Source organism: Steroidobacter gossypii (assembly GCF_016801985.1).
Taxonomy (GTDB): domain Bacteria; phylum Pseudomonadota; class Gammaproteobacteria; order Steroidobacterales; family Steroidobacteraceae; genus Steroidobacter; species Steroidobacter gossypii.
Window position 1 is genome coordinate 139285 of sequence record NZ_JAEVLS010000004.1, and the last position, 11832, is coordinate 151116.

The 11832-nt window shown below is 62.3% G+C and carries 6 protein-coding genes; 1 reads left to right on the top strand and 5 read right to left on the bottom strand.

Annotated elements, in window-relative coordinates; all coding sequences use genetic code 11:
• The first annotated feature begins 331 nt into the window (after nucleotides 1–331).
• Entirely contained in the window at nucleotides 332–3388 is a 3057-nt protein-coding gene (locus JM946_RS17830; protein ID WP_203168708.1) for a prolyl oligopeptidase family serine peptidase, read from the top strand.
• Between the two features lie 80 nt (nucleotides 3389–3468).
• Here the strand turns inward: JM946_RS17830 and JM946_RS17835 are convergent, their stop codons facing one another.
• From JM946_RS17835 to JM946_RS17855, 5 genes are all read right to left on the bottom strand, one after another.
• A complete protein-coding gene (locus JM946_RS17835) occupies nucleotides 3469–4467 on the bottom strand; it encodes a HupE/UreJ family protein (protein WP_203168709.1) in 999 nt (332 codons plus the stop codon).
• A gap of 9 nt (nucleotides 4468–4476) precedes the next feature.
• A complete protein-coding gene (locus JM946_RS17840) occupies nucleotides 4477–5436 on the bottom strand; it encodes a peptidyl-prolyl cis-trans isomerase (RefSeq protein WP_203168710.1) in 960 nt (319 codons plus the stop codon).
• Complete coding sequence (locus tag JM946_RS17845) at nucleotides 5426–7285, bottom strand: DUF3604 domain-containing protein (RefSeq protein WP_203168711.1); 1860 nt, start codon at nucleotides 7283–7285, stop codon at nucleotides 5426–5428. The genes JM946_RS17840 and JM946_RS17845 overlap by 11 nt, the downstream gene beginning before the upstream one ends.
• Nucleotides 7286–7335: 50 nt before the next feature.
• Nucleotides 7336–10383 carry a TonB-dependent receptor domain-containing protein gene (locus JM946_RS17850; RefSeq protein ID WP_203168712.1) on the bottom strand — a complete coding sequence of 1016 codons (3048 nt, stop codon included), beginning with the start codon at nucleotides 10381–10383 and terminating at the stop codon, nucleotides 7336–7338.
• A gap of 193 nt (nucleotides 10384–10576) precedes the next feature.
• Nucleotides 10577–11830 (bottom strand): PepSY-associated TM helix domain-containing protein, encoded by a 1254-nt coding sequence (locus JM946_RS17855; RefSeq protein WP_203168713.1) that lies wholly within the window; start codon nucleotides 11828–11830, stop codon nucleotides 10577–10579.
• Between the last annotated feature and the right edge of the window lie 2 nt (nucleotides 11831–11832).

Here is an 11832-nt window from a genome sequence, read left to right on the forward strand (position 1 = left end):
GCCTCGCGACCGGCAGTTGGAAGCATACTGCTGGCATGAAACTGAAGCATGCAGGCTATGATGTCACGGGGGTGTCGATGGCCTCGTCCGACGACAGCAATGCAGCGGATTCGCATCATGGAGCTGTGTCGCGCACGAATGCCGGCCACACGGGTCACCACTTGTGTCGGTGATGGGGAGTGAGACCGGGTAGCAAGCGAACGGCTGGGCTGGCAGTTCATCGCTGTTGGCAGTCGCCCGCGCGGGGAATGTGAGCATTGGTTGCCGGATTTCTCCGCCCCTCGCTTGCTGCCGTTTTTGCTGGGTTGATTAGCGCCTCGGAGGCTCGACGATGCAACGTGGAATGCGGGTGGTTCGAGCGATGGCGCTCGGCTTGCTATATATCTCGGCGATCTGCGGCGCGCAGGGAAGCCAGACTTCGTCGCCAGCGTCCTTCGAGCCGCCGCTGCGGGACCTGTGGGCTCGGGGCTCGGAACGCTTTCAACGCCAATGGCTCATCGCCGGTCCCGTCGACGTCCAACTCTCGGTGAGCGTCGACCCGTCTGCACTCAAACCTGCGGCCCGACAACTCCTAACGCCACAAGCTCCGAGCGTCCGTTGGATGCCGCATACGGCGTGGTCCGATGTGACTGATCTGAACGTCAGTCCGCCGCGTGCCGTGGAGTACGGCGATGAAATGGTCGATCGCTTCGTCTTCGCGGCAGCGTCGATGTCGAGCACGGACGGCGGCCCGGCGGAACTTTCGATCGGCAGTGACCGCCCGTATTCCGTATGGCTCAACGGCACGTTGATTCACACCAGACAAAGTGCCGAGGCATTTTCACCTGACCAGGACCGAATCCCAGTCGAACTGACACGCGGTGAGAACCTGGTGTTGCTGCGATTTCACGAGGCCAGCGTCGGCCCGTCGCAGTTCTCGGTACGCGCAGTGCCTCCGGGCTCGGCGTTACGGAGGATCGATGAAGTCACGCCCTCCGTGCTGCCCTCGCCGGACGACACGCTCGCAGTAAGAACTCATTTCAAAACCGAGCAAGAAGCCGTGCCCGTGGTGGTGCAGGTCATCGCCGCAGGCGGCGACGTGGTCGCGCGGCAGTCCGGCGCGCGCGGTGAAGTCGTCAGATTCGATGCCACTGCCTGGCGCGACGGAGCCTATGAGGTTCGCATCTCGACACAAGACGCCTGGCAGCAAACGCAGGTCCGCTACCTTCCCTGGTACAAAGGCGATCCGATGGCCGCCGCGCATAGACTGATCGCGGCTGCCGACGCCGCCAGCGACGATGTGCCCGGCGATTCCCTGCGCATGCTCGCCGCGCTCGCAAAGGATCGTCTCGGCGGAGCCCTCGACAAGGCTTCGCGTTCATCCTGGCCACTGATCCATTCGGCATTGATGGAATTCGAGGAACTGCAACTCGAAGCGCAAGGCCGGATTGCAAGAGCGCGCCCCAGCGGTTTCGTTCGGATCGCCTATGAGGACGCCATCGACGGCTCGACTCAGTTCTGCCGTGCGTACCTGCCCGCGGACTATTCCGCCGCCAGGCCATGGCCCTTGATCGTGACGTTACATGGCTTCAATCCCGCCAATCCCGAGTACGTCGACTGGTGGAGCATCGAGCAACGACATCACCGGATCGCAGAAACCAAAGCAACCATCGTGATCGAGCCTCACGGCCGCGGCAACGCGCAGTATCTGGGGATCGGAGATCGCGACGTCATGCGCTGTCTCGACGAGGCAAAACGCCGCTTCACCGTCGATGCCGACCGCGTCTATTTGATGGGCGAATCGATGGGCGGCCACGGCACCTGGGCAATTGCCACCAGACATCCGGATGTGTTCGCGGCTGTCGCGCCCATCTTTGGCGGTTGGGACTTCCGTATCAGCAACATCAGCGGCCCGTCCACCGCACCGCCGCCGCGGACGAGCTTGGATGCGTTCTCACTGGAAAGGGGCAGCTCATTTGCAAACGCCGAGAGCCTGTTGCATGTCCCGCTGCTGATCGTCCATGGCGATGCAGATCCTGCGGTGAACGTCGAACACTCGCGTCACGCCGCGCGCATGATGCAGCGTTGGGGATACAACGTCCGCTATCACGAGATGCCGGGCTGGGCTCATGAAGATCTCGGGCAACACTCGGCCATCGCGGATTGGATGCTGACGCACCGGCGCATCGCTGCCCCGAGGACCATTCGCATCCGCTCGACTGATCTCGCCGGCGCGGCCGCCTATTGGATTCGCGTCCGTACTTTTCAACGTCCGGCGGAAGTCATACGTGTTGCAGCGGAGGTGTTGGAGCCCGGTCTGGTACGCATCGATTCATCGAACGTCGCGGCGCTCACGCTCGATCTCCCCGCATCGCTGCGAGACCCGATGGGCAAGGTCCAGATTGTGTGGAATGGGCAGACCCATCAGCCTCGCGAACCCAGCGGCGTCATCGAACTGGGCACCCGAGCTTCGTCCGGCCTGCATAAACGTGCTGGCCTCGAAGGTCCGCTGCCCGCGGTGCTCGCCACTCCGTTTGTGGTGGTCGTAGGAACTGTCTCGCCGGAGGAACGCATGCGCGAGCAGATCCAGGCTCGAGCCAACGCCTTCTCGCGGCAGTGGCACAGCTGGCAACATCAGCCGCTGCGGATGATGAAGGATACCGAGGTGACGGCCGAACACGAGAAGGCCTATTCACTGATTCTCCTCGGCGGGGCGGACGCCAATGCGGTCACGCGACGGATCGCGAAAAAGCTGCCCTTCTCGGCATCCCGCAATGGCATCGTCGTCGATGGCCGCAAGTGGCCAGTCCAGGACTCGGTGCTGCAAGCGATCTATCCCAGCCCGCTAGCCGCGGATCGCTATGTTTACGTGATCGCGGCAACATCGGCGGACGGAATGTTTTTCTTCAGGCCGCAGCTTGTGCATACAGTCTTCGGCTATCCGCTGACGATGTTCGATTGGATCATCCAGGACGGACGCCGGCCTCCTCCTGGAACGCCGAATGTCGCCGATGCGAACGTCGCCGTCGGGGTGTTCGATGCCTCGTGGCGAAGCGCGGATGATCGCTGGACCAAGGCTCGCGATCCACAGACCGCATCGCAATGGGCGCTGCGCCGTGCGCCGACGAAAAGCGGCGTCGCTTCGCCAAGTGCGCTGCAGGCCGTCGCCGGAAAATACGAAATGTCCCCCGGCGCGATCGTTACCATCAGCGTGCAAGGTGACAGGGTCGTCGCCGAGCCACCCGGCGGCGAAATGCTCGAACTCGTGCCTGAGGGCGACACGATGTTCTCGCGACACGACTCTGGCGAGCCTGTCGAATTTATTCGCGACGACGCCGGCAACATTTCCGGTGCGTTCGTCGAACATCAGGGCGCACTGCTGTGGGCCAAGCGTCTTCCCAATCCATGAGCGCCGGCAAACGAGCGGCGCTACGAAGGTGGTCGATGGGGGGGCATCACCTTTTCGGAGGCGAAGTAGCCGGCTGGCGCTCAAAGCACGATCCGCACGCTGCGTTCGATGAACCAGAAGCTCGCGGTGACCCCGGCCATGTAAGCCGACGCTCGATATAGGGAGAGCGGCAATGCCCGAACGTACCTCTGCCACAATCCCGTCAGCGCCAGCACGGCAGTGACGAACACGATCTGCCCTGTTTCCACGCCCAGGTTGAACGATACAAGCGCCAACGGAAGCGCGTCCTCGGGCATGCCGATGTCCTGCAACGCCGAGGCAAAACCGAAGCCGTGTAACAGCCCGAAGCCGAACGCTGCAATCTCCGGGTGAAGCTGTGTCGAGCGCGTTCTTCCCGCGCGCTGCTTGACGATTTCAGCCGCCAGGAAGGCAATCGACAAGGCGATGCTCGCTTCGACCGGAGCGCTCGCGAAACGCAGCCAGCCGAATGTCGTGCCTGCGAGCGTGAGCGAATGCGCCAGCGTGAACGCAGTGATGGCGAGCAGCAGGCTCTTGCGCTCGTCGATGAGCATCAGGAGGCAGAGCACGAACAACAGATGGTCGAATCCCAGCAGAATGTGCTCGACGCCGAAACTGAAATATGAGGCGGCGATTGCAAACACGGACTGCTGCGTGGGAATCTCGACGAAAGGAGTAGCACCCGTGACTCGCAACAACCTGGGTGCCCCTGAGAGCGGCTCGAAGCGCACGATCACATCGGTCAGCGTGGTTGCGAGATTCTCGAAGACGATGCGCCTGCCGGCAATCCCTCCTTCGCAAACGATGCGCTGTTGCTCGATGGCGGCGGCATTGACGAGCGTGCCGCGCGTCACACCAAGATTCCGGCACGATGTGGGCATCACGGCATTGAGCGCCAGGCGCATGTCCCCTTGCGCCGGAGTCTTCCACAGCACGTCGTAGGTCGACGACTCGATTTCACGTATTTGCAGGTAGGCGGGACGAATCTCGTGCGCCAAGGCCGGCGCACAAGTCGTCACGAGCACCGCGAACGCAATCGCAATCGTAACGAGCGTCCGCATCAACACGCGTTACTCTCCGCTGGTATGAATCGTATCGAGGGGATGCCTGATCTTCGATACGTCGCTGGCCGCTGGTTGAGCGAGGTACATTTCTGGCCACTCGACCGCCACTGAGTACCGTTGGCGCAGCCGGGCCAGGAACTGCTCGCGCTGGTCGCGACGGCGCGCTTCGATCCAGTCGGATCGCAATTTGCCGCGAATCTCTGCGAGCTCCATGGTGCGCGCCGGTTCTCGCTTCAATACCGATATGAGGTGTGCGCCAAGCGGCGTAACGATCGGCCCAAACCAACCCTCCCCCGTATGCGCGAAAATCGCATCGGCAAACGTCTCGCCGAAAAGCGCAGTGACGCCCTGGTGCGTCGTCGACGGCAAAGTGGATGGCAACATGGATGGATCGCCCAACCTGCTCGCATCCGCGCCGGACCGCAGCTGCTTCAGCAGTGCTGCCGCCTCCTCGTTCATGCGCGCGCCATGGACATCGGCGCTCGCCATGACCTGTCGAAACGAAATCCGTTCTGGCAGTCGATAGTCCGCAGCGTGCTCGGCCAGCCATCCCGCAAGTTGTTCGTCCGTGGGCTCCTCGCTGGCTTCGGCTTCCTCGGCTAGAAACTCGAGCTTCTGCCGCATGCGTCGACGGACAATCGTGTCATCGGCATCGAGCCCCATGGCGATGGCCTCGCGATAGGCGATTTCCTCGTCCGCGAAATCGTCCACGAGCGCCTGCAACTCCGCACGGCTCGGCAATCGTCCAGTGAGTAAGCGGTAGCTCTCGGCCAGCTGATTCACCCGCCCCCTCGAGATCGTGATGAGCTCAGTGGAGATCTGAACGCTGCTCCCGTGTATCAACTGGTTTGCGACAAACAGGACCAGGGCGATGCTGAGGAACTGCAACAGCGGCTCGCGCATGGCGCGCGTCAACATGGCCTTCGCGCCACGTTCGGCGCGCTCATTGAACTCGTCAGTCGACATGCTTGGTCGGTACGAACCAGATCGGCGACGTATAGGCACGTTCCTGGATCGTCTTTGGGAGCCTGGGATTCGGTGCGACTCCGGCGCGGACCGCATCCCAGGTGGACCAGCGACATGTTGGATTCTCGATCACCCGGGCGTAGTAGAACGCTTGCTGGCCCGGTTCGAACTCGGGATCGCTCCAGCCGCTGTGCAGCTGGCCAGCGCCTTTGTCGCGAGCGATCTCGCACGTGTTCAGATCGACCGTCGCGCCGTTGTCAGGACAGCGCTGCGTTGTGGCGTCGACCTTGCCTCCATCGGAACAGACCACATCGAAGACCTTCTCGTGCGCTTTGCCACTCGCGTCGAGCCAACCCTTGACCATCTGGATGCGCTGAAGCGGCGCAGAATGGATATCGCGCATCGCAATCACCACGAACTGGGGCTTGTGACCCGGCTTGCCGACGAGATCTCCGCCCATTGGCACTGCATTCTCGTAGGCTCGACGCACCCCGTCGTCGGTGGCGAGATTCACTCCATCCAACTCATAGCCACCGAACAGGCGCACGCGAATGCGCGGGCCCGTCGTAGCAAATGTTTCCTTTCGCCGGAGCGCCGCGAACAGCGACTCGCGCGTGTTCTGCTCCGCCCATATCCCGGTGAGCCCCGCCGATCCCCAGGTCGAACTGACCGGCACAGTCTTGCCCGCCGCATAGAACTCATCCCAGCTCTTGTAGTCGGCCGGCGGAACGGCGCCACGACGATCAGGCGATCCATCCAGCGCGCCGACCTTCGAGAAGTACTGATCTTCTTCGTAGGAGCCGGCAGAGTTGTGACTGTCGCTGCCCGCGACAAAACCCAGCTTGTAGGGATTGGCGCCGATCTCACGCTCGATCTCCATGCCGCGCTTCAGAGCGTCGCGCGCGTAGCCGCCCTCGAACTTCGTGATCTGCTTGCTCACTCCGATGTACGAAGTCATCAACTCGAACCCGGCGAGCTCGTCGTTCGGCGACAGCAGCGGCATGGTTTCGGATTGACCCTTGGCCTGCGTGATTTCGACCAACGGCTCGTTGCGCGAACGCAGCTCGGCGTAGGCGCGATCGATCGGCTGGCCATTCCACAGGGTCCGCTCGAACATGGTCCCATCGGAACCATTGCCGTTGTGAGGAATCGATAGCACTTCCATGCCCTCGGCGCGCCGCTGTTCCATCCAACGCCATAGATCCTCTGGATTCTGCGACTCGAGCGCCGAGTACGGCATCGCCGGCGCGCGATCGCTCGAGAAGATGACGTTGCGATGCAGGTTGCGCAGTTCCGGCATCGATGTGAACTCGTAGCCGATGAAAGCCGTGAACTTGCCAGGCTCGTTGTTGCGTTCGGCGCTGCGCAAGGTTTCCTGCCATGCCGATCGAGTTGCAGACAGGTCCGAAAGTTCGGGCAAGCGCTTGCCGCTGCTCAAACTCTCGGCGAAGCGTGCGAAAGCGGCGAGGATGCCGGCGCGCTCGTTCGAGAACAGATCGCGCGCGTATGGAAGTTTGGAATACGTCGTCCCTGGCGTATCGATGGCCTGAACCACGCCGAGATACTCGGCGTGGTCGGTCACCGCTAGGAAATCCAGCGGCGCGTGGCTGAGGCGCAGATCGAAGCCCATGGCGTGCTTGATCGTCTGCCCTTTCGCATAGGCGTACGCGTCTTCCGGACTGGCTCGCACATTGAATACGTAGGCATCGAACGAATTGCGCGTGTGTAGATGCAGATCGCCGAAATAGACATTACGCAATGGATTGGCGGGAGTGGCCGCGGCGGCGGCTGTTCCATCAGCTGCCGCCGCGCCCCGCGCTGCCGCCGAATCCGTCGGTCCCGGCTGCACGCATGAAGCGAGGAGCAACGAGACAGCTAGAATCGCCCCCCGCTCCACCATCAGAACGTCATCCTGAGGCCGATCTCGGCCGTTCGGCCCAGCGGATTCGCAGTCCACGGATCGTAGCCGAACTCTTCCTGAGCTGGCGGCGGATGGCGGTCGAAGGCATTCGCCAGGGTTGCAGAGAGCGCGAGGCCCTCGTTGAACGCGAAACGGTAGGTGAGATCGACGGTGATGAAGTCCTCCCCGTTCTCGCCATACTGCACGCCGGGACGCTCGTCCTGCACGGCCGACACGTAGTTCACGGCCGCTCGCACGTTGTGACGATCGAACCGATAGTTGGCATCGAAATTCGCCCGCCATTCGGGCGCGGCCTGCGCGAAAGTGGCGAAGTTCAGATTGCCCAAGCGGTCATCGCCGGTCGAAACGACCACGCCGTCGAGCAGCGTGCGGCCGGTCTTCAGCTCGGTGATCATCGTGGCATTCAGGCCGAGCGACAGATCGCCGGGACCGACCGGCAGGTCGTACCGGCTCTGGAAATCGAAGCCGTTGGTGGTCTGGCCGGGTCCATTGCCATAGCGCGTGGAGATCGACGAGAACGTGCCAACGCCGCTCATGCCGACGGTGCATCCGTTATTGAAGGTCACGCGATTCAACAGCGGCTGCACGCTCGGATCGCAGGTCGTGATCGTGTTGCCCGGTCCGTTGAACACCAGGCTCGCGATCTGGTTGGGATCGGCGACCTGATCGATCTTGTCCTTGGTGCGGATGTCGAAGTAATCGACGATGGCCTGGAATTGGTGACCGGCTGCGAAACCGTCGCTCTGCCAGATCACGCCGAAATTCCTGGCGGTCGCCGTTTCCGGCTTCAGATTCGTATCGGTGATGAACTGCGCACCCAACCAGTTGCCGGCGGCTGCCGTATAAGTGCGAGCAGCGACGGTAACGGCGCCGGGCACGGCGCTCAGCGGCGGTGCTTGATAGTTCGTGCCATACGAGCCGCGCAACGACAGCGGCCCCCAGACATTCCATTTACCCGCGAGCTTGTACACGGTGGCGCCGAGACCACCCTCGAATTCCTCGTGACGTGCCGCCGCCTGGAAGTCCAGGTTCGAGAGCACCGGCAGGCGCAACTCGGCGAACCCGGAGTATTGATGGCGTCCCAGCGAGACTGGAATCTTCGGGGCAAACAACACGAAGGGTCCGGGGGCATCCGGCGTACAGCCACGGAAGTTCGGATCGGTGGTCGGTACCGGCGAGGCCGGCAGGTTCGGCGATCCAGGGCCGTTGCCGCTGGTGAATTCGCTGGGCCATTCGCACGCGAGACTGCCGTTATAGATCGGATCGGGGATGTCCTCGCGACTCTTCACGTCGCGGTACTGTCCCCCCAATGCCCAGCCGATCTCGCCGCCCGGCAGATGCACGCCACTCATGCCGTCGAACACCAGATCGACGGTGGTGTTTTCGTTGATCGTGCGGGTGGCGCGTGGATTGAACAACCAGCGCGTCAGCTCCAGTGAGTTCTCCGCGCCCGCCACATAGTTCGGATTGCTCAAGCCGAGAATGGGCTGACCTGCGAACGAAGTCGAGAACGGATTCCACCACATGCAGCCGTTCTGTCCGGCCGCCGCGGGATTCTGTGTGCCGAAACGCGTGGGATCGAGATCGGCCGCCTGGCAGTTCGGTCCGCCGAATCCGTTGAGCGCTTGTTGCAGGCGATAGCCGATCGTGTCCGGGTGAGTGTTGAACGCATCCGAATGGTTGTAAGTCACCGCGAAGTCGTAACCCACATCCTTCGCTACGCCCGCCCAGTCGCCCAATGTTCCATTGACGCCGGCCGACAGACGCCAGATTTCGTTATCGATGCGATCGGGCACGCCGAAGCCCTTGCCGTTGCCGAAAGCGAAGTTGCCGCCGTGACCAAGCAGTCGATACGTCACAGGCGTGAAGCCCGACGCGCCGGCGATACCGTTGCGAGCTGCAAACTCCGCCGCATAGGGATTCTCGATCGGCACGTAGATCTGAAACGTCGAGCCGGTCGCCATCGCCGGGCCTCGCACCATCGGCTGTGCAGGCGATGCGAAGACCTGCGGCGAAGTCACGCGAGCGTAGGAGGCATCGGCATGAAACTTCATGTTGTCCAATACATCCGCATTGAGCTGCAGATAGCCGCGCCAGATGTCGTTGTCTTCGACCAGGTTGTAATAGGGGATGTAGTTGTAGGCGCAGGTGAAATTGTTGTCGTATCGGCCGCCGACCGCTTCGCATGACTGGCGCGTGAAGTCGGACACGATGCCGCCCACCGGCGCACCGAATTCACCATCGATGGTGGCGGTGGGTACCGCAGGCAGTGCGCCACGCGGCACCCATCCCGCGAGGTTGGTCAGAGTCGACCACGGTGCGGGGTTGTAACCGGCTCGGGTGGGATCGAGCGAATCACGAGTGAAATCCCGTTCCAGGGCATGCAGTCGCGAACGATGCTCGTACTCGACCGATGCGATCAGATTCACGCGCCCTTCGCCAATGCCGCCGAGGACGCCCGCGGAATAGTCGCCATCCGAGCCATCGATGTACTTGTATTGCGCGCTCATATCGAGACCGACGAACCGATCGCGAGTGATGAAGTTCACCACGCCGCCGATGGCGTCGGCGCCATAGATCGTCGCCGCGCCGTCCTTGAGAATTTCGGTGCGGGCCAGCGCCAGCGACGGAATATTCGCTGTGTTGATGTCCATGCGGCGGCCGTTCAGCAGGATCAGCGTCTTGTCGGAGCCCAACCCGCGCAGGTTGTAGTTGACCGAGCCGATCAGGGTCGGTCCGCCGAAATAGTAGGACTCGCCGGTGGTGGGTCCGGCGATGGTCAGACTCTTGGCGAATTCGAGAGCGGTGGGCGCGCCGCGCAGTTCGAGGTCTTCCTGTGAATACACTTCGACCGGCAGCGCGGTGTCCACCGCGGTGCCTCGGATGAGCGAGCCGGTGACCACGATTTCGGTCAGGGTGCTTCCTTCATCGACACCTGCCGGCACGGATTGCGCCCCGGCCGGGCCCGCGCCGGTCACACCGAATAGCAGTGCCAGGCCCGCAGCCCCGAATAACGCGAGTTTCATGCTCATCCCCCTGTTGGTCGCCGCTCGATCTTCTTTAATTCACTCGTGAGTTAGTAATAAGCACCCACGACCGGTCAAGCCATGCTCCCAAGTGAGCCACCAAGTCGCACCGATGTCAATATTCACTCTCACGCTTGTGAGCAACATTCGCCAGCGCGATGTGTTGGCAAGACGCCCTGCTCCCCGGAACCGGTCAACGCAACTTGTGAATCCAGACGGTCAACACCGCCAATGTGGCCGTGACCCACGAGCCGATGAACATCCAGACCGATGGCGAGGTCGGAATGGGTGCGAACGCCGAATGCTCCCGGACCGCGCCGAAACAGGCGAGGCACAGCGCCGCGATGGTGATCGCATATGCGGTTAACACCGGCCACCGGCGCGGCACAATGAATTGATGCCGCTGCTGGCGACTGACGTGCAGGTACGCTCCCGTGAGCGACAGCCCGCTCATCAACAAACCGAACAAGAACCATAGGGTCTTGCCGATGAGTCCTGCGAAATTGCCGAAGTGAAGTGGATCGGCGGTATCGACCCAGCGAGCAGGCCACCCCAGATCGCGCGCCGTCCTGACGAGCAGCGGATCGCCGGATGACGCATCGACGACCACTGTGTTCGCACGGTTGCGCACGAGCACCGCATCGCCTTGCGCATGCAAGACGCCGACATCGCCATAGTAGCCACCGGGCAAGTACATCTGCTGGAACTGAAGCTTCGGCGCAGCCGCTTGCGCGTGCTCGAGCAACTGATCGGTCGATAGCGTTTCGATTCCGCTCTCCCCTCGCATCGGCGTGATCTCGGGATAGCCAAAGTCCACGCCCGCGAACTCGACCAGATACCACAGCCCGGTGATCGCCATTAGCGCCAGGAACCAGAGACTCCACAGTCCGGCAAGCTTGTGGAGGTCGGACCAGAACGCACGCGCGGTGCTGTGGATGTGCAGAACAAAGAAGCGCTTCCACCAACGTTTGTAGAAGACGAGCGAGGTGACGAGCGAGGCGACCAGCACCAAAGAAAAGCTCATCACGAAGTAGTAGCCATACCCGCGCGCGCCCGGATCGAACAGCGACATGTGCAGGCTGCGAAAGAAACGTTGCACATTGAAGTAGCCGGTCTGTCCGGTGACTTCCGCGGTGTATGGATTCACGTAGGTGCGCAGCAGCTTGCCGTCCGGCGTCTCCAGCCAGAGCTCGGCGGCGTCATGGGGCGTTCGCGGAGCAATGATGGAATCCACCCGAAGATCGGGATAAGCCTGCTCGGCGGCCCGTTGCCACTCTCCCCAGCTGCGCATCTCGCCGGTTGGCGCGACACGCTCGGCGGGATTCAGCAGCCAGTCGATCTCTTCGCTGAATACCGCAACGCTGCCGGACCAACAAATGACGAACAGCAGCAAGCCGGCGGTGACGCCGATCCAGGAATGCCAATCGAACCAGCGGCGAGCGCGCAAGC

What these genes read in the sequence shown, in the direction of transcription:
- JM946_RS17840 (WP_203168710.1), bottom strand. Translation starts at nt 5,436, where the DNA reads ATGTCGACTGACGAGTTCAATGAGCGCGCCGAACGTGGCGCGAAGGCC.
- JM946_RS17835 (WP_203168709.1), bottom strand. Translation starts at nt 4,467, where the DNA reads ATGCGGACGCTCGTTACGATTGCGATTGCGTTCGCGGTGCTCGTGACG.
- JM946_RS17850 (WP_203168712.1), bottom strand. Translation starts at nt 10,383, where the DNA reads ATGAAACTCGCGTTATTCGGGGCTGCGGGCCTGGCACTGCTATTCGGT.
- JM946_RS17830 (WP_203168708.1), top strand. Translation starts at nt 332, where the DNA reads ATGCAACGTGGAATGCGGGTGGTTCGAGCGATGGCGCTCGGCTTGCTA.